Annotated in this window: 16 protein-coding genes; 6 read left to right on the top strand and 10 right to left on the bottom strand. The window is 64.7% G+C overall.

Annotated elements, in window-relative coordinates:
* The first annotated feature begins 210 nt into the window (after positions 1 to 210).
* Positions 211 to 1,380: a 4-hydroxybenzoate 3-monooxygenase gene (pobA, locus tag C8348_RS04650; RefSeq protein WP_106752122.1), complete on the top strand. Its 1,170-nt coding sequence runs from the start codon at positions 211 to 213 to the stop codon at positions 1,378 to 1,380.
* Here the strand turns inward: pobA and C8348_RS04645 are convergent.
* The 4 genes from C8348_RS04645 to C8348_RS04630 all read right to left on the bottom strand — a co-directional run bounded on the left by C8348_RS04645 (position 1,374) and on the right by C8348_RS04630 (position 4,174).
* Positions 1,374 to 1,721, bottom strand: coding sequence for a hypothetical protein (locus C8348_RS04645; RefSeq protein ID WP_106752121.1), 348 nt, complete (start codon positions 1,719 to 1,721; stop codon positions 1,374 to 1,376). The two genes, pobA and C8348_RS04645, sit on opposite strands and share 7 nt — an antisense overlap.
* A 142-nt stretch (positions 1,722 to 1,863) precedes the next feature.
* On the bottom strand, positions 1,864 to 2,745 hold the full coding sequence (locus C8348_RS04640) for a helix-turn-helix domain-containing protein (protein WP_106752120.1): 882 nt from the start codon (positions 2,743 to 2,745) through the stop codon (positions 1,864 to 1,866).
* Positions 2,746 to 2,817: 72 nt separating this feature from the next.
* On the bottom strand, positions 2,818 to 3,729 hold the full coding sequence (gene puuE, locus C8348_RS04635) for an allantoinase PuuE (protein ID WP_106752119.1): 912 nt from the start codon (positions 3,727 to 3,729) through the stop codon (positions 2,818 to 2,820).
* Positions 3,730 to 3,805: 76 nt separating this feature from the next.
* A complete protein-coding gene (locus tag C8348_RS04630) occupies positions 3,806 to 4,174 on the bottom strand; it encodes a hypothetical protein (RefSeq protein ID WP_106752118.1) in 369 nt (122 codons plus the stop codon).
* 587 nt (positions 4,175 to 4,761) lie between these two features.
* On the opposite strand from C8348_RS04630, the gene C8348_RS04625 reads away from it, so the two are divergent.
* From C8348_RS04625 to C8348_RS22355, 3 genes are read left to right on the top strand one after another with little or no spacing between them, the layout of a single operon-like run.
* A complete protein-coding gene (locus tag C8348_RS04625) occupies positions 4,762 to 5,319 on the top strand; it encodes a PadR family transcriptional regulator (RefSeq protein WP_106752117.1) in 558 nt (185 codons plus the stop codon).
* Between the two features lie 37 nt (positions 5,320 to 5,356).
* Complete coding sequence (locus C8348_RS04620) at positions 5,357 to 6,460, top strand: efflux RND transporter periplasmic adaptor subunit (protein ID WP_106752116.1); 1,104 nt, start codon at positions 5,357 to 5,359, stop codon at positions 6,458 to 6,460.
* The gene (locus C8348_RS22355; RefSeq protein WP_106752115.1) at positions 6,457 to 9,972 is read left to right on the top strand and encodes an efflux RND transporter permease subunit; all 3,516 of its coding nucleotides are present in this window, start codon (positions 6,457 to 6,459) and stop codon (positions 9,970 to 9,972) included. Before C8348_RS04620 ends, C8348_RS22355 begins: the two co-directional genes overlap by 4 nt.
* 274 nt (positions 9,973 to 10,246) lie before the next feature.
* Here C8348_RS22355 and C8348_RS04610 read toward each other — a convergent pair whose 3' ends face one another.
* From C8348_RS04610 to C8348_RS04595, 4 genes are all read right to left on the bottom strand, one after another.
* Complete coding sequence (locus C8348_RS04610) at positions 10,247 to 11,158, bottom strand: CDP-alcohol phosphatidyltransferase family protein (protein ID WP_106752114.1); 912 nt, start codon at positions 11,156 to 11,158, stop codon at positions 10,247 to 10,249.
* A gap of 29 nt (positions 11,159 to 11,187) precedes the next feature.
* Positions 11,188 to 11,892 carry a phosphatidylserine decarboxylase gene (locus tag C8348_RS04605; RefSeq protein WP_106752113.1) on the bottom strand — a complete coding sequence of 235 codons (705 nt, stop codon included), beginning with the start codon at positions 11,890 to 11,892 and terminating at the stop codon, positions 11,188 to 11,190.
* Positions 11,893 to 11,984: 92 nt separating this feature from the next.
* On the bottom strand, positions 11,985 to 12,908 hold the full coding sequence (locus C8348_RS04600) for a LysR family transcriptional regulator (protein WP_106752112.1): 924 nt from the start codon (positions 12,906 to 12,908) through the stop codon (positions 11,985 to 11,987).
* Positions 12,909 to 13,159: 251 nt separating this feature from the next.
* Positions 13,160 to 13,600, bottom strand: coding sequence for an Lrp/AsnC family transcriptional regulator (locus C8348_RS04595; RefSeq protein ID WP_106752417.1), 441 nt, complete (start codon positions 13,598 to 13,600; stop codon positions 13,160 to 13,162).
* Between the two features lie 141 nt (positions 13,601 to 13,741).
* Between C8348_RS04595 and C8348_RS04590 the strand changes: the two genes are divergently transcribed.
* Entirely contained in the window at positions 13,742 to 14,845 is a 1,104-nt protein-coding gene (locus tag C8348_RS04590; protein WP_106752111.1) for a saccharopine dehydrogenase family protein, read from the top strand.
* A 145-nt stretch (positions 14,846 to 14,990) separates the two neighbouring features.
* Positions 14,991 to 15,314 (top strand): MarR family winged helix-turn-helix transcriptional regulator, encoded by a 324-nt coding sequence (locus C8348_RS04585; RefSeq protein ID WP_157950379.1) that lies wholly within the window; start codon positions 14,991 to 14,993, stop codon positions 15,312 to 15,314.
* Between the two features lie 223 nt (positions 15,315 to 15,537).
* On the opposite strand, the gene C8348_RS04580 is transcribed toward C8348_RS04585, so the two are convergent.
* Positions 15,538 to 17,439, bottom strand: coding sequence for an ABCB family ABC transporter ATP-binding protein/permease (locus tag C8348_RS04580; RefSeq protein WP_106752109.1), 1,902 nt, complete (start codon positions 17,437 to 17,439; stop codon positions 15,538 to 15,540).
* A gap of 33 nt (positions 17,440 to 17,472) precedes the next feature.
* Positions 17,473 to 17,838 carry an ArsR/SmtB family transcription factor gene (locus C8348_RS04575; RefSeq protein WP_106752108.1) on the bottom strand — a complete coding sequence of 122 codons (366 nt, stop codon included), beginning with the start codon at positions 17,836 to 17,838 and terminating at the stop codon, positions 17,473 to 17,475.
* Positions 17,839 to 18,034: the final 196 nt, after the last annotated feature.

The following is an 18,034-nucleotide window of genomic DNA, read 5'->3' as shown; positions in this document are numbered from 1 at the left end:
TTCCGCAGCAGCTTTGGCAAGTTGATGTGGTGAGTCCGATGGTTGCGAAACTGAGTCAGGCGCTTCAGGAAATGAGTCAGAAGCCAGGCGGGCATCGCCGGCGAAATTGTCCAAGCGAATGCCCGGATCGTCCATTCAGGCAGAACAGCGCATGGGAGAGAGTGGCCTTCACCGGCGGCGGAGGGGCGGCCGGGTGAGGAGGAGATCCCCGTGCGCACGCAGGTCGTCATCATTGGAGCCGGGCCGTCGGGCCTGCTGCTGTCGCAGCTTCTGCATCTGAACGGCATCGATTGCGTGGTGCTGGAGCGCAAGAGCGCCGACTATGTGCTGTCGCGCATCCGCGCCGGCGTGCTGGAACAGGGCATGGTGGACATGCTGGAGCGGGCTGGCCTCGGCCAGCGGATGCACGAGATCGGGCTGCCGCATGACGGCTTCCGCCTTGCCGTGGGCGAGACGGCCCTCAGGATTGACCTGATGCGGCTGACCGGGCGCAGCGTCATGGTCTATGGCCAGACCGAGGTGACGCGGGACCTGATGCAGGCGCATGACGCGCGGGGCGCACAGGTCATTTACGAGGCCGAGGCGGTGACGCCGCTCGACTTCGACGGCGACCAGCCGCGGGTGACCTATGTGCAGGACGGGGTGACGCGGGAGATCGCCTGCGACTTCATCTGTGGCTGCGACGGCTATCATGGCGTGGCGCGGGCGAGCGTGCCCAAGGGGGCGATCACCGACTACGAGAAGGTCTATCCTTTCGGCTGGCTCGGCATCCTGGCGCATGTGCCGCCGGTGGACCACGAGCTGATCTATGCCAACCATCCGCGCGGCTTCGCGCTGGCCTCGATGCGCTCGCACAGCCTGTCGCGCTACTACATCCAGGTGCCGCTCGACACGCCGCTGGAGGCCTGGCCGGATGCGGCGATCTGGGACGAGCTGAAGCGCCGGCTGGGCGAGGAGGCGGCCGCACGGATGACGACGGGACCGTCGATCGAGAAGAGCATTGCCCCCTTGCGCAGCTTCGTCGCCGAACCGCTGCGCTTCGGCCGGCTGTTCCTGGCCGGGGATGCGGGCCATATCGTGCCGCCGACGGGGGCAAAGGGGCTCAATCTGGCCGCCTCAGACATCCACTATCTCTCGGAAGGCCTGATCGAGTTCTACAGGGAGAAGTCCGAGGCCGGGGTCGATGCCTATTCGGCGCGGGCGCTGGCACGGATCTGGAAGGCGGAGCGCTTCTCCTGGTGGATGACGCGGCTGTTACATCAGTTTCCAGAGGAAGGCACCTTCGACGCACGGATGCAGCAGGCGGAGATGGATTATCTCGCCGGATCGCAGGCGGCGCAGACGAGCCTTGCGGAGAACTACGCCGGATTGCCCTACTGAACCGAAGCCTCGGAACTTGCCGGGTCTGCCATTGCAGTATCGGCCTGTGCAGTGGACAGCAGGCTGGTCATGTAGGCTTGCGCATCGGCGGTGATCTGGCGGTCAAAGGCGATCACATCGCGCACGAGGCGGGTGCAGGGCGGGCACAGCTCGCTGAAGGGGATGAGGCGCGAGGCGGAGAGCTGGAGCGTCTCCTGCCCGACCACCGAGGGGACGACGGTGTGGGCAACATCGCTCACCGCGCGCGGATCAAGCCCGACCAGCCAGCCGACGAGCATCAGATTGATCGCGGTCAGATAGATCCCGGCATAGCGGGGCGTCAGGGTCAGCAGGCGGCTCATGCGCAGGCGGTCCGGTCAGTTCGTCTCCTGCCCAATTGATTAACGCAGGCACGCCGCCAAACCCACGCCTTTAACGCGAAATTAACTCAAATTGTTAAAACATCGTTAATGTTGGCCGCTCGCTCGCCTCTGGTCAGCCCCGTCAGGCTGGGCCGTCGTCGCGGTGGCGGGCGCGGAAATCGGCCGGGGCCTCGCCGGTCTCCTTGCGGAAGACACGGGAGAAATAGGCCGGATCCTCGAAGCCCAGCTCATAGGCGACCTGGGACACGCTCAGACCGGAAAAGGCGAGCAGGCGGCGCGCCTCGATGATGAGACGCTCGCGCACCGCCTGGGGCGCGGTGCGGCCGATGAACAGGCGGCTGTAGCGGTTGAGCCGCTGCACGGTGAGGCCCATGGCCTCGGCATAGGGCTCGGCGTTCCAGTCCTGGCGGTAGCGCTCCTCGACCAGCTGGCGAAAGCGGAACAGGGAAAAACCGGGCGCGGCATCGGGGGCAACGGCGGGGCCTTCGCCGGGAAACAGCACCAGGAGCGTCAGGGCAACGAGCGGGCGGAACAGGGCGCGGCGGCGGCGACCGGTGTCGAACTCGGCCGCCATCTCGGCGCAGTAGAAGCCGAGGCGGGCACCATCGGACTCGGGATGGATCAGCGTGTTGCCACTGGAGGTCAGCGCGCGCTGCTCGGCCTCCGAGCGGGTGGTGCCGCCGGAGACGAGATAGTCGGGCGTGAAGGAGACCACATAGCCCTCGGTGTCGGGCTGGAAGCTCCAGCCATGCAGCGTGTGCGGCGGGGTGAAGCAGAGGCCGCCGGGGCGGATCTCGCGCTCGCCGCCCTCCTCCACCAGCCGCCCGCCGCCCCGCGTGATGTGCAGCACCTGGGCCAGATGGGCGTGGGCATGGGGCTCGAGCTGCCAGCCGAGCGCCCGGGAGCGGGCGCGGATGGTCTCGATGTGGAAGAAGTCAAACTCCGCCGCGCCCTCGGTCTCGCCGTAGAGGTGGTAACTGGGAAGGGACGCGGGCGACGGCATGGCGGGCTCAGGGTTTGGAGGATATGGGCCGGGCGATCCGGCATGAACCGCCCAAAGCCACATCAAATGCCCTCACCCGGCGGAGTGGTGGGCGTGCCAGTGCCAGGCGATGTCGATGCGGCGGGTGAGCCAGACCTTGTCGTGGCCGGCGACATAGTCGAGGAAGCGGGCGAGCGCGGCCGCCCGGCCCGGACGTCCGACGAGGCGGCAATGCAGGCCGATCGACATCATCTTCGGGCTGCCCTCCTCGCCCTCGCGGTAGAGCGTGTCGAAGCTGTCCTTGAGATAGTCGAAGAAGTGGTCGCCGGTGTTGAAGCCCTGGGGCGTGGCGAAGCGCATGTCGTTGGCGTCGAGCGTGTAGGGAATGACCAGATGCGGCCCGTTCGGGCCCTCGACCCAATAGGGCAGATCGTCGGCGTAGCTGTCGCTGTCATAGAGGAAACCGCCGGTTTCCATGACGAGGCGGCGGGTGTTCATGGAGCAGCGGCCGGTGTACCAGCCCATCGGGCGCGAACCGGTCACCTCCTCATGCAGGCGGATGGCCTCGAGGATCTGGGCGCGCTCCACCTCCTCCGGCATGTCGGCGTGCTCGACCCACTTGAGGCCGTGCGAGGCGATTTCCCAGTCGGCCTCCTTCATGGCCGCGACCACGTCCGGATTGCGGGCGAGCGCGGTCGCGACGCCATAGACGGTGACGGGGATGTTGCGGCTGGTGAACATGCGCCACAGCCGCCAGAAGCCGGCGCGCGAGCCGTATTCGTAGATGGATTCCATGTTCCAGTGGCGCTTGCCCGGCCAGGGCTGTGCCCCGACGATCTCGGACAGGAAGGCCTCGGAGGCCGCATCGCCATGCAGGATGTTGTTCTCGCCGCCTTCCTCGTAGTTGACGACGAACTGCACCGCCACATTGGCTTCGCCCGGCCAGTGCGGATGGGGAATGGCACGGCCGTAGCCGACCATGTCACGGGGGTAGGATGCGTCCATACGCCTGAATTCCTTCTGCAAATTCAGGCTATGGAACCTGACCCGCGCGGCTTTGGCAAGACGCAGATGCGCGGGGTCAGTCGCGAGGCAGCGGGCGGCGCACGGTGGCGTGCACGCGGATCGGGATCAGCTCGCCCTCGATGCGGTCCCGGCGACCGGAGCCCGTGTCCTCGTCGGAGGGCAGCGACATGATCGCGGTACCCATGACAGCGGAGCCCAAGGTGATGATGAGGCCAAAGCCAAGCAGCACTATCGGGACAACCGGATCATCGGCATTGACGATGAGATCGCGCAGGCCGGCCGCATTGCTGACGAGCAGCCCGACCAGAACAAGCAGGGAGACGAGAACGCCGACCGCGCCATTGATGGCAAGCAGACGGAACAGCGGATTTTCCGGCAGGACGCGCTCGATATGGCGCTGAAGCAACGGCAGGTCAGTCTTCATCAGGGGACCTCCAGATCCGGGTCTGGTCGCACAGGGAAACACCGGTTCGCCGATGTCTTGTTTTTGCGTGACCCCAGCGGGAAACCGGAAGTCACCTGTCGAGCATGCGCCAGCTTTGACAGCTCGGCAATGGGCCAAATGGCGAAACCGGCGCGGCGAACCATCGCAAGAACAGCAAAATGGATCCGTACGGACGCAGGGCTTGCCAGCCGCAGCAATTTCGCCGGGCGCGGCCTGTTTATTTTACCGAGCTATATTGTTTTGATATATATCGATCCGATATCAGGTCTATCGCGTAGGAGACGCGATCCGGATTGCCGGTACCTGCAGCGGCGGAAAGATCCTTCTGACCACCGAGAACGTGGGATGCATCGACACAGAAATCAAGTTGCTTCCTGACCGGAGCACCGCGGCAACGGGCTCAGGTCAGGAGTTAATCCAAGGCGAAGCGGGCCGGTCGGACAGGGCACCTGTCCATTCCGGCAGGTCCGGTCGACAACCGCGCCCGTAAGGGCAACCAAAGGCGAGACACGGGCGATGGCGGGCGGGACACCTGCCACGTCCGAACACGGGGCATAACTGGAACCATGAGCGTGCGTAGATTGTGCCTTGCTATCCTCAACTTTGGCGATGCCACCGGATATGAAATCCGCAAGGCTTCGACAGAGGGGGAATTCAGCTACTTCGAGGAAGCCGGTTTCGGCTCCATCTATCCCACCCTTGCCAAGCTTGACGCCGAGGGGCTTGTGACGGTTCGGCACGAGCCGCAGGAAGGCAAGCCTGCCCGCAAGGTCTACTCAATCACCGACACCGGGCGCGCCGAACTGAAGGCACTCCTGTCGGAGCCGCTGGCCGAAGACACATTCCGCTCGCCTTTCCTACTCGTGGCCATGTGCGCCGACCTGGTCGGGGCGGCTGTGGTGCGCAGGGCCGTCGACCGGCAGATGGACCAGATCCGCGCCGAAATCAGCCAGCTCCGGGAGATGACGCAGAAATGCGATCATCCGGCAACGCGCTGGACGATCAATTGCGGCCTCACCTGCATGGAACAAAATCTCAAGTTTCTCGAAATGAACCGGTCGGAGCTCGAGCAGATCGCCGAGACCAAACCAGAACCGTGTCAGGTGACGGCGGCTGCCGAGTGACACGGTGTTTTTTCTTCCGTTTGACGGAGTACAGGTCATGAAACTGAAGATGTCTTATGTGCTCGCGGCACTCCTTGCCGGAGGCGTGGGCTTCTGGATGTGGAGCGGCGATGTCGTGGTCGGTGGCCGCAGTGACGGCGAAAACGCCGCCCGGCCGCTGGCTGAACGGCCCGAAAGCCGCAAGGATGCCCCCTTCAAGGTGAAAGTGCGGGAGATGACGGCGACTGACCGCATCAACGTACTGGACATTCGCGGCATCACGGAAGCCCATGCAAAAGTCACAGTCCGGGCAGAAACGACCGGGCGGATCATCGAACGTCCAGCAAGGGAAGGCACGGTCGTCGCCATGGACGACCCGCTCTGCGTGCTTGATCGCGGCACCCGCGAAGCACGGGTGCTGGAAGCCCAGGCCCAGTTGACCCAGGCCCGGATCGACCTCGAAGCTGCGGCACAACTGAGCTCAAAGGGGTTTACGGCGGAAAACCGGGTGACTGCCCTAAGGGCAGGCTTTGATGCCGCGACTGCCCGTCTGCGGGAAGCCGAACTGGAACTGGAGCGGACAATCATCCGCGCGCCAATCTCCGGTGTGGTCGAAAGCCCGATGGCGAAGGTCGGCGACCATCTCTCCATCGGCTCGGCCTGCGGGACAATTGTCGACACCGACCCGATGATTGCCATTGGCCAGGTCTCCGAGGCGAGCATCAGCCTCATCCAGGTGGGCATGCCGGCCGAAGTGAACCTGATCACGGGACATACGCCGCAAGGCAAGGTGCGCTACGTCGCGCCGGCGGCTGACCCGAACACACGCACATTCCGCGTCGAGATCGAGTTTCCCAATGCCGACGGTCTTGCCCGCGACGGCACCACAGCGCTGACCCGGCTGCCGCTGAGAGCGGAAAAGGCGCACAAGATCTCGCCGGCCATCCTCACCCTGAACGACGCAGGCCGCGTCGGCTTGCGGGTCCTTGCGGAAGACAACACAGCGAAGTTCGTACCGGTTACCATCCTTGGCGGCGAGTCCGACGGGGTCTGGGTCAGCGGGTTGCCTGAGGTGGTTCGGGTTATCGTCGTCGGACAGGACTTCGTCGGCGACGGACAGACCGTCGAGCCGGTGACCGAAGTGGCGGAGGCAGCCCAATGATCGATATGCTGGAAGCCATCCTGCGCCGTCCGAAGACGGTGTTCATGCTGATGATGGCGCTCGTCGTGGCGGGCACCTTCACCTATATCGGCATCCCGAAGGAGGACAGCCCGGACATCGACGTGCCGGTGTTCTATGTCTCGATCAGCCAGCAGGGCATTTCCCCGGAAGATGCAGAGCGCTTGCTCGTGCGGCCGATGGAAACCGAACTGCGCAGCCTCGATGGGCTGAAGGAACTGACCGCTATCGCCTCCGAAGGCCATGCCGGCATCGTGCTCGAGTTCGACATCTCGTTCAACAAGGACGAGGCCATGTCGGATGTGCGCGACAAGGTGGATCAGGCCAAGGCAAAACTGCCGTCAGAGGCCGACGAGCCGACGATCAGCGAAACCAACTTCGCCCTCGCCCCGACGATCACCGTTACGCTGTCGGGCAATGTGCCGGAGCGCACGCTCTATACCCATGCGCGCAAGCTGAAGGACCAGATCGAGTCCATCGATACCGTCCGCTCGGCCGATCTTGCCGGGCACCGGGAAGAGTTGCTGGAAGTCCTGATCGACACGCGCAAGCTGGAATCCTATGCCATCACCCAGCAGGAGCTTCTGACGTCGCTGACGCAGAACAACCAGCTGGTCCCCGCAGGCTTCATCGACAGTGGCGCTGGCCGGTTTAACGTTAAGGTCCCGGGCCTCGTCGAGACCGCCGAGGACGTCTATTCGCTGCCGCTGAAGCAGTTCGGTGAGGGCGTCGTGACGCTTGGCGATGTGGCCGAGATCCGGCGCACGTTCAAGGATGCGACATCCTACACTCGCGTCAATGGACAGCCGGCGATTGCGCTCAACATCACCAAGCGAATCGGCACCAACGTCATCGAAAACAACGCGGCCGTGCGCAAGATCGTCGAGGAGACGTCGAAGGACTGGCCCGAGACGATCCGGGTCGATTTCATGCTCGACCAGTCGGCCAACATCTTCGAGGTGCTCGGCTCGCTGGAATCCTCGATCCTGACGGCGATCTTCCTCGTGATGGTGCTGATCATCGCAACGCTTGGTGTGCGCTCGGCGCTGCTGGTGGGCCTTGCGATCCCGACTTCCTTCATGGTCGGCTTCCTGATGCTGGCCGGGCTTGGATACACCGTAAACATCATGGTGATGTTCGGCCTTGTGCTGACCGTCGGCATGCTGGTGGACGGCGCTATCGTGATGGTGGAATACGCCGACCGCAAGATCGCGGAGGGCATGGAAGACAAGGAAGCCTATATCCGTGCCGCCAAGCTGATGTTCTGGCCGATCATCTCCTCGACCGCGACAACGCTGGCAGCTTTCCTGCCGATGCTGATGTGGCCAGGCGTTGCCGGTGAGTTCATGAGCTACCTGCCGATCATGGTCATCATCGTCCTGACGGCAGCGCTGGTGACCGCGACGGTGTTCATTCCGGTGACCGGCGGCATCTTTGCAAGCATCTCGCATTTCATTTCCCGCCATGCCGCCGTTCTGCTTGCGCTGGTGTTCGCCAGCCTTGCGGCAATGACGGTTGTCGAGGCGCCCCTTCTCGGCTTTGTGCTGGATGGCAACCTGACCCTGCCGCTGGCGGGCGCGGCCTTCCTGCTGGCTGGCGGGTTGTCATTCCTGGTGTTGCGTCCCGTCGTGCGCTGGTCGCAGGCCCGCGCCGCCATCCGGGCTGCCGAGGACAAGGCGCAGGCGGAAATCCTGTCAGGATCCCACGCCTTTGATGTGCGCGAAGTGCGCGGCATTGGCGGGATCTACGTGCGGAGCCTGAAGTTCCTGGCCGGCAATCCGTTCGGCACCCTTGTGGCGCTTGGCGGCATGGTCGTCCTGTGCGTCTGGATCTTCACCGGCTTTTCAAGCAACAGTGCCGGTGTCGAGTTCTTCGTTGACGAGGAGCCGAAACAGGCCGTGGTGCTGATCTCGGGACGCGGTAACCTGTCAGCCGCCGAGGCACGGGACCTGGTCGCCGATGTGGAACGGGAAGTTCTGGCGACAGCGGGCATCGAGAATGCCGTGACTTCGGCCTTTGCACCCGGCGGCGGCGGCGGCGGCGGCAACGCGCTGGGGATCCAGGGCAAGCCGGCCGACGTGATCGGCGAGATCCAGCTCGACCTGTCGGACTATTGCTGCCGGCGTAGCTATGTCGAGATCTCGCAGGAGATCCGCGACCGGACCGCGCCCCTGCCCGGCATCAAGGTGGAACTGCGCAAGATCGAGGGCGGACCTCCGACCGGCAAGGACGTGCAGTTGGAGGTGCGCTCGACCGACTATGCCACCGTCGTCGAGACGGTGGCGCGGATCCGGGCGCATATGAACCAGATGGACGCTCTGATCGACCAGGAGGATGACCGTCCCCTGCCCGGCATCGAATGGCAGCTTGCTATCGACCGCGAACAGGCCGGCCGTTATCAGGCGGGGATCGCCTCGGTCGGCAGCATGGTGCAGCTCGTGACCAACGGCGTGCTGATCGGGAAGTACCGGCCGAGCGACAGCGAGGACGAAGTGGATATCCGCGTCCGCCTGCCGGAGAGCGAACGCACGCTCGACCGCTTCGACGAACTTCGGCTACAGACGCCGCTCGGCCTCGTGCCGCTGGCGAATTTCGTCGAACGGACCGCGGCGCAGAAAGTGTCGTCGATCACCCGGCGTGATGGCCAGTATTCGATGATGCTTAAGGCCACCGTCGACAAGGCCTCCGGCATGCTGCCGGATGACAAGGTGAAGGAGTTGGACGCCTGGCTGAAGACCCAGACCTGGCCGGAGAGCGTGCTGCTGAAGTTCCGCGGCGCGGATGAGGACCAGAAGGAAAGCGGCGAGTTCCTCATGAAGGCAATGGTCGCCTCGCTGTTCCTGATGTTCCTGATCCTGCTCACCCAGTACAATTCGTTCTACCAGACATTCATCACGCTGCTCACCGTGGTGCTGTCGGTGTTCGGGGTGCTGGCGGGCATGTGGATCACGGGGCAGAAGTTCTCGATCATCATGACGGGAACGGGAATCGTGGCGCTGGCAGGTATCGTGGTGAACAACGCCATCATCCTGCTCGACACGTTCAATCGCTTCCGCGAGGACGGCATGGCGACGCTGGACGCGATCCTGAAGACGTCGCTGCAACGCCTGCGCCCGATCATGCTGACGACGATCACCACCATCATCGGCCTGGTGCCGATGGCGACGCAGATCAACTTCAGCTTCTTTGACCAGGTGACGGCCATCGGCGGGATCACCGCGATCTGGTGGGTGCAACTGTCGACGGCGGTGATCTCGGGTCTCGCTTTCTCGACCATCCTGACACTCGTGATGGTGCCGGTGCTGATCGCCGCGCCCAGCACCTGGATGCGGACATTCCAGCGGATCGTCCGACGCCTGACACTCCGGAGCAAACCGGCAGCCGTGACCGATGAAGCTGCAGCCCCGGCTGCGCAGACCGCAGCAGTGGTCAACCTGCCGGAGCGCAAGGAGCCCGCGACCCGGCCGATGGACCTGCCACTGGCCGCAGAGTGATCCTGCCAAGACACAAACACCGCCGGAGCGATCCGGCGGTCAGACTGCTGATAAACCTCGACCCCACCGAAGTCATCCCGGCCAAGCGCAGCGCCGAGCCGGGACCGGAGAGTCGAAGCCTCTGTATTTCAATGAGTTAACCCCGAGAGACCTGGACTCTCCGGTCCCGGATCTCCACTTCGCTGCGTCCGGGATGACGATAGAGGGTTTGGCATCAACAACACCGCCGGAGCGATCCGGCGGTGTTGTTGAAGACAGATCTGAGAGCGGAGCGTCAGTCCAGCTTGCGTTCCGGCGCCGGCTCAGGTGAGCCCTCATCGCCCAGCGTGTCGTCCTCATCCTTGTCCGGCGAATGTTCGGGCAAGGGATGGCCGCCCGCCTCGGCGCGCACATGGGCCTGGTAGCTGCGCAGGGCAAGCGGAATCGAGGCCAGATAGGCAAGTGTCGCAAGGGCAAGCATCTGATAGGGATAGCTGACCGTCAGGGCGACCAGCAGCACCGCCAGCACGAACAGCGGCAGCACCAGATCGCGGCGAACGCGCGTGCCGACCTTCTTGCCCGAATAGGTCGGCAGGCGGCTGATCATCAGCAGGCCGATGCAGACCGTGTAGAGCGCAACGAAAGGGGCAAGCTCGGTCCAATGCGGCAGGATGCCGAGAAACTCAAGATAGATCGGCATCAAGACTGTCAGCGCGCCAGCCGGAGCAGGTACGCCGGTGAAGAAATTCACCGACCAGGCCGGCTTGTCCGGATCATCCAGCGCGGCATTGAAGCGGGCAAGGCGCAGGGCAGCGCAGATGGCATAGGCGAGCGCGGCAATCCAGCCGAGCGACTTGACCTCGCCCAGAAGCCAGACATAGAGCATCAGGGCCGGGGTGACGCCGAAGTTGACGAAATCGGCGAGGGAATCCAGTTCCGCCCCGAATTTCGATGTCCCCTTGAGCAAACGGGCCACGCGACCGTCAAGGGCATCGAGCACGGCAGCCAGAAGCACCGCGCCGACGGCAAACTCCCACCGCCCTTCCAACGCCATGCGGATGCCGGTCAGGCCCGAGCACAGCGCCAGCAGGGTCACCAGATTGGGCAGGATCAGGCGCAGCGGAACCCTGGAAAACCGGCCAGGGCGGCGGCCGCCGCCATTGTCATCGCCGGGATCAAAGCTGGCAAAGGGCGGGGTCACGCTCATCCCTTCCGTGTTCCTTCTCGTCGCGGGCCTCAGTTGACCCGGGTCAGCGGCTGGGCAGTTCCGGCCGTTGCGGTCAGATCGGCCAGAACCGTCTCACCGGCGATCATGGTCTGGCCAAGGGCGACCTTGGGCACGGTGCCCATCGGCATGTAGATGTCGAGGCGGGAGCCGAAGCGGATGAGGCCGAAACGCTCGCCGGCGGCAATGCTCTCGCCCTCCCGGACGAAACAGACGATGCGGCGGGCGACGAGGCCGGCGATCTGGACGACGCCGATGCGGGTGTCGCCATGCTCGATGACGAGGCCGTTGCGCTCGTTGTCCTCGGAGGCCTTGTCCAGTTCGGCATTGATGAACTTGCCCGGCTTGTAGGCAACGCGGGTGATGCGGCCGCTGACCGGGGCGCGGTTCACATGGCAGTTGAACACGTTCATGAACACGGAAATGCGCATCATCGGTTCGGCGCCAAGGTCCAGCTCCAGCGGCGGGCGGCAGGGGCCGACCTGGCTGACGATGCCGTCCGCCGGGGAAATGACGAGACCGTCCTGCACCGGGGTGACGCGCTGCGGATCGCGGAAGAAGTAACAGACCCAGCCGGTGAGGAAGAGGCCGATCCAGAACAGCGGCTCGATGAACCAGCCGAGGATCAGCGTCGCGGCAAGCGCGATGGCAATGAAGGGCCAGCCTTCGCGGTGGATCGGCACAAAGGCCTTGGTGACGGAATCGACAAGCGACATGGGTGTTCCCGTTGATCAGAGGGCGGCCCGTGGGGCCACAGTCCGGTTCACTCTTAGTGCCTTTGCGCCCGCAACTGAACCCTCTATTTGCCTCAGGCGGCCGTTGCTCCAAGGATCCGGTGATCGGCCTCCCAATACGCGGGGCTGCCATACTTGGCGCGCAGGAAGTCAACGAGAACACGGGCCTTCAGCGCCATGGAGCGGCCCGGAGGCGCGACAGCCCAGATGGCGCCAACGCGGGTCACCGGATAATCCGGCATGACCGCGACCAGATGCCCGTCGCGCAGGTCGTCCCAGACATGGGCCAGCGACTTGATGGCCAGACCAAGGCCGAGGCGGGCGGCATCATAGGCAAAGTCGCCATTGTCGCCGCTGATCGAGGCCTCGACCGGATGCGCGATCTCGCCGTGTGGCCCCTCGAAATACCAGACCGGCATCGAGCGAAAACTCAGACAGTCATGGTCCTTCAGCTCCATTGGCGACCGGGGCGCGCCGCGTCTTGCGATATAGGCGGGCGACGCACAGAGCACCCGGGGATTACCGGCAAGGCGGCGGGCGATGAGGCTGGAATCTGCCAGCGGCGCGCCGCGCAAGGCCAGATCATATCCCTCGGCAACGAGATCGACGATCCGGTCCGAAAAATCGAGATGCAGCCTGAGGTCCGGATAGAGGTCGCGAAACTCGGCCAGATAGGGCAGCACGTGCTTGCGTCCGAAGAACATGTTGAGGGACATGCGCAAGGTGCCACGCGGTGTCTCGGCCCCCTCCTCCATTTCGCGCAAGGCCCCGTCGAGAAGATCCAGCGCATCGCCGGCGTTGCGCAGCAGCAATTCGCCCGCGTCCGTCGCCTGGATCCGGCGGGTGGTCCTGAGAACAAGCTGGGTGCCGACATCCCGCTCCAACGCCGCCAGACGGGAGCTTGCCGCGGACGGGGACAGACCGATCTCGCGGCCGGCCGCCGACAGGCTGCCAAGGGCCGCCGCCCTCACGAAAAAGCGCAAGTCCTCAAGCCGCATTGTCCGAAACTTTCGAAGAGTTCTTACGATGCGAGCCAGATTATCAGATTTTCCCGGATATGCGAATGTCGTCGCATCGAAACAGAACTGATGCGGAGCAACCGACATGATGCACACAGGCGACCACTATGAACGCCGCGCCCGCGAGGAACGCGCCCTGGCCATTCGCGCTGCCTGGCAGGGTTTGCGGAACCTGCTGCGCTTTCACAGGCCCCAGCTGCAGATATTCTCAGTGTCCAGCGCCCTGCCGCTCAGCGCTGGATGCGTGTCGAGAGGATGATGGACGACAGCGTCCGCTCCACCCCCTCCAGCTCGCCGATGCGGTCGATCAGGTGGTCGAGCTCGGCGATGGAGGCGGCGGAGACGATGGCAATGAGGTCATAGGTGCCGCTGACCGAATGCAGCGTGCGCACCTCGGGAATGCCGTTCAGCTCCGCCGTCACGCGCGGCAGGGACTTTGGCGCCAGCGTGATCAGCACATGCGCCTTGACGAAGCCACCGCGGTACTCGTCCGACAGGCGCACGCCATAGCCGGTGATGACCCCTTCCCGCTCCAGCCGCTCCAGCCGCGCCTGCACCGTGGTGCGCGACAGACCGAGCCGCCGCGCCAGCGTCGCCGTGGGCATGCGGGCATTCTGGCCAAGGAGGTCGAGAAGCGCGCGGTCCGCGTCGGTGATCGTCACCGTGGTCATGTCGACTTTGCCCCTTGTCGTCACAATGCCCATCCGCTTCGTCATATTGCCCGAAACCGAGCGTCATTATGCCCGTTTCAACGCTGTGAATCGACTAGCGTTTCGCACATCCTGACAGGAAATGATCCTGGAGGGGACAGCATGAAGCATGTAGCCGTCATCGGGGCCGGCAAGATCGGCTCCACCATCACCCGCATCCTGGCTGCGACGGGCGACTATCATGTCACGGTGATTGACCGGACGCCGGCGGATCTGGCCGGGATTGAGCCGCACAAGGCGGTGGCCACCGTCGCGCTCGACATCGCCGATGGAGCGGGTCTGACCGAGGTCCTGCGGGGCAAGTTCGCGGTGCTGTCGGCAGCGCCGTTCCACCTGACCGTCAGCATCGCCAAGGCGGCGGCGGCGGCGGGCGTGCATTACATGGACCTGACCGAGGATGTGGAGTCCACGCGGCAGGTGAAGGAGATCGCGGCGACGGCCTCGACCGCTTTCATTCCGCAGTGCGGGCTCGCACCCGGCTTCATCTCCATCGTGGCGCATGATCTGGCCCGCCATTTCGACAGTCTCGAAGCGGTGCGGATGCGGGTGGGTGCCCTGCCCCAGTATCCCTCCAACGCGCTCAACTACAACCTGACCTGGAGCACGGACGGGGTCATCAACGAATACATCGAACCCTGCGAGGCCATCGTCGAAGGCAACCTGATCGAGGTGCCGGCGTTGGAAGAACGCGAGGAATTCGCCCTCGACGGCGTCGCCTATGAGGCCTTCAACACCTCCGGTGGTCTCGGCACCCTGTGCGAGACGCTGAAGGGCAAGGTGCGGACGCTCAACTACAAGACCATCCGCTATCCCGGCCATGCGGCGATCATGAAGGCGCTGCTGAATGACCTTGGCCTCCGGCATCGCCGCGAGGTGCTGAAGGACATCCTGGAGAATGCCCTGCCGACGACGACGCAAGACGTGGTAATCGTGTTTGTCACCGTCAGCGGCCGCCAGAATGGCCGGCTGGTGCAGGAAACCTACGCCAACAAGATCTACAGCGGCGTGGTCGCCGGCAAGCTGCTCAGCGCCATCCAGATCACCACCGCCAGCGGCATCTGCGCCGTGCTCGACATGCTGGCCGATGGCTCGCTGCCGTCATCCGGCTTCATCCGGCAGGAGGAAATCCCGCTGGACCGCTTCCTCGCCAACCGCTTCGGCAGCGCCTATGCGCAGAGCGAAGCCGGGCATCGCAAGGCGGGGTGAAACCGCTCCAGCCCCAACAGATGCCGGGCGCCTCTCCCCAAGCGGGAGGGCTTCGCCTGCTCATGCCCGCGACCGGCCGAGCCAGACCTGGAGCCGACCCGCACAGCCGGCCAGCAGCGACAGGACGAAGGCAGCCATCGCGGCCGTGAGCAGAGCGAACTTGGTGGCAGCGGCGGTGGAACTGACCCAGCCGGCCGTGACCAAGATTCTGCAGAAGTTTGCAAGCCTCGGGCTTGTCGAGATCCTGCGCGATGCCCGCGACGGCCGCAACCGCCCGGCCCGCCTCACCGCCGCCGGCTTCGCCCGTGTCGGCGACGTCCAGCGCAGCTTCGCCCCGGCGTTCGACCGGCTGCTGGCCGGCTGGACGGCGGACGGCCTGGAACACCTGATCACCGACCTCACCCGGCTGACAGCACGGATGGATCAGATGGAGGGTGGTGCGGTGGGATGCCCTGCAAGTAACGCCTGAGTTCGTGGCGTCCCCCCACCCCCAACACCTCCCCACCAGGGGGAGGGGGGCGGAGAGGTTGAGCTGTGGGGTTCTGGGGTTCTGGAACAGACGCTTCAGTGATCAAGGCGCTTACGAAAAGGGAACGGCGCTGCAGCTCCCCTCCCCCTGGTGGGGAGGGGTAAGGGGTGGGGGGTATTACGCCGGACGAGTTGAAAACGGCGAGATTGTACAGCGCCTGCCCTTACTCTCCTGCCGGCCGTCCCCTCACCACAACACCCAGCTTGTCGGCCTCGCGGGCGGCGCGCAGGCGTTCTTCGGCTTCGTCGGCCTCGCGCTGGCGGTTCCACATGGAGTGGTAGAGGCCGTTCATGGCGAGGAGTTCGGCGTGGGTGCCGCGTTCGACGATGCGGCCTGCCTCCAGCACGAGGATCTGGTCGGCGTTGACGACCGTCGACAGGCGGTGGGCGATGACCAGGGTGGTGCGGTTCTGCGACACCTGGTCGAGCGCGGTCTGGATCTCGCGTTCGGTGTGGGTGTCGAGGGCGGAGGTGGCCTCGTCTAGGATCAGGATCGGCGGGGCCTTCAGGATGGTACGGGCGATGGCTACGCGCTGCTTCTCGCCGCCCGAGAGCTTGAGGCCGCGCTCGCCGACCTCGCTGTCAAAGCCCTTCGGCAGCGTCTCGATGAAGGGCGCGATCTGGGCCATGCGGGCGGCCTCCTGCACCTCCTCGAGGCTGGCGCCGGGGCGGCCATAGCGGATGTTGTAGGCGATGGTATCGTTGAAGAGCACCGTGTCCTGCGGCACCATGCCGATGACTGAGCGCAGGCTTTCCTGCGTGATGTAGCGGATGTCCTGGCCATCGATGGTGATGCGGCCACCGATAACGTCATAGAAGCGGAACAGGAGGCGCGACAGGGTCGACTTGCCCGCCCCAGACGGACCAACGACAGCCACGGTGTGGCCCGCCGGCACGTCGAAGGTGAGGCCTTTCAGGATCTGGCGGTCCGGATCGTAATGGAAGGTGACATCCTCGAAGCGGATCGCGCCGGAGGACACGGCCAGGGCCGGGGCACCCGGCTTGTCCTCGATCTCGGCCGGGACGGCGAGGACCGAGAACATGGATTCGATGTCGGCCAGCCCCTGACGGATCTCGCGATAGATGAAGCCGACGAAATTGAGCGGAATGGCGATCTGCATCAGGAGCGCGTTGATCAGGACGAAGTCGCCGATGGTCTGGGTGCCGTTGAGGACAGCCATGGCCGACAGCGCCATGCAGGCGGCGGTGCCGAGGCCGAGGATGGCGGACTGGCCGAAGTTGAGCCAGGCGAGCGAGGTCCAGGTGCGCACAGCGGCCTTTTCGTAACCAGCCATAGAGACGTCGAAGCGCGCGGCTTCCATCTTCTCGTTGCCGAAATACTTCACCGTCTCGTAGTTGAGCAGGCTGTCGACCGCCTTGGAATTGGCGTCCGTGTCGCTGTTGTTCATCTCGCGGCGGATGGCGATGCGCCAGTTCGAGGTCTTCACCGTGAACCAGACATAGGCGACGATCATCACGGCGACGATGACCACATAGAAGAAGCCGAACTGCCACCAGATCAGCCCCGCCATGATGGCGAATTCCAGCAGGGTCGGGATGCCGTTGAGGATGGTGAAGCGGACGATGGCCTCGATGCCCTTCACGCCGCGCTCGATGACGCGGCTGAGGCCGCCGGTGCGGCGGGAGAGATGGAAGCGCAGCGACAGGCGGTGCAGGTGGGCGAAGGTAATGTTGCCCAGCTCACGCACGGCATGCTGGCCGACCTGGGCAAAGAGCGCGTCACGGAGCTGGTTGAAGGCGACCGCCAGCACGCGGGCGGCGTTGTAGGCCAGCACCAGCATCACAGGGGCTACGAGGAAGGCCGGCAGGCCCGCTGTCTCTCCGGTGAGCGCGTCAGAGGCCCAGGCGAAGAAATAGGGCGAGAACACCGTCACGATCTTGGCGAGGACCAGGATCAGCAGCGCCCAGACGACGCGCATCTTCAGGTCGGGCCGGTCAGCCGGCCAGATGTAGGGCCACAGGGCGACGAGCGTGGCGCCGGTGGAGCCTTCGTCGGCGCTGACAGCCGGCGCCGGCTTCTGCGATTTCGTTGTGTTGCTGGTCATGATTGGTCTCTGGTGCCGGCTTGGCCGGTCGGTTCAGTCTTTTTCGGAGGCAGGTGCGGATGCGCCAGCGAGAGACGCAAGGCGGGCAAGAAGGGCGGCAGCGGCCGCAAGATCGCCGGCCACGGCCGCAAGGTCGAGGCTGTAGCGGCAGGTGCGGCCGCGCACCTCGCAGGTGATCAACCCGGTCTCCTTCAGCATCTGGAGATGCTGCGAGACGGTGGACTGGGCCAGCGGCAGGCAGTCGACGATGTCGCCGCAGCAGGCGTCGGGCCGCCGCGCCAGCTCCTCCAGGATGCCGAGACGCGCCGGATGGCTCAGCGCCCGGAACAGGTCCGCGAGGCGCTGGACCTCAGGATCCTTCGCGCGGCAGCAGCCGGCGGTGTTTTCAGGGTCGGACATGTCGAGGGCCGTGTTGAATTCATCGTATAAATACGATCATTGCGAGGGTTTGCCAAGGAGGCAATTGTTTCAAGACGGAACATGGGGCCTCTCCGCTCCCCTCCCCCTCGTGGGGAGGGGTTTGGGGGTGGGGGGAGCGGACTAAAATCCAGATCTCGCGTTTCTGGCCACGCGTGCTTCAGACGCATTGGGAGAT

Source organism: Pannonibacter carbonis (assembly GCF_003012935.1).
Classification (GTDB): Bacteria; Pseudomonadota; Alphaproteobacteria; order Rhizobiales; family Stappiaceae; genus Pannonibacter; species Pannonibacter carbonis.
The sequence above is the reverse complement of the archived record's forward strand: the minus strand, read 5'-3'. Positions and strand labels throughout refer to the sequence as shown.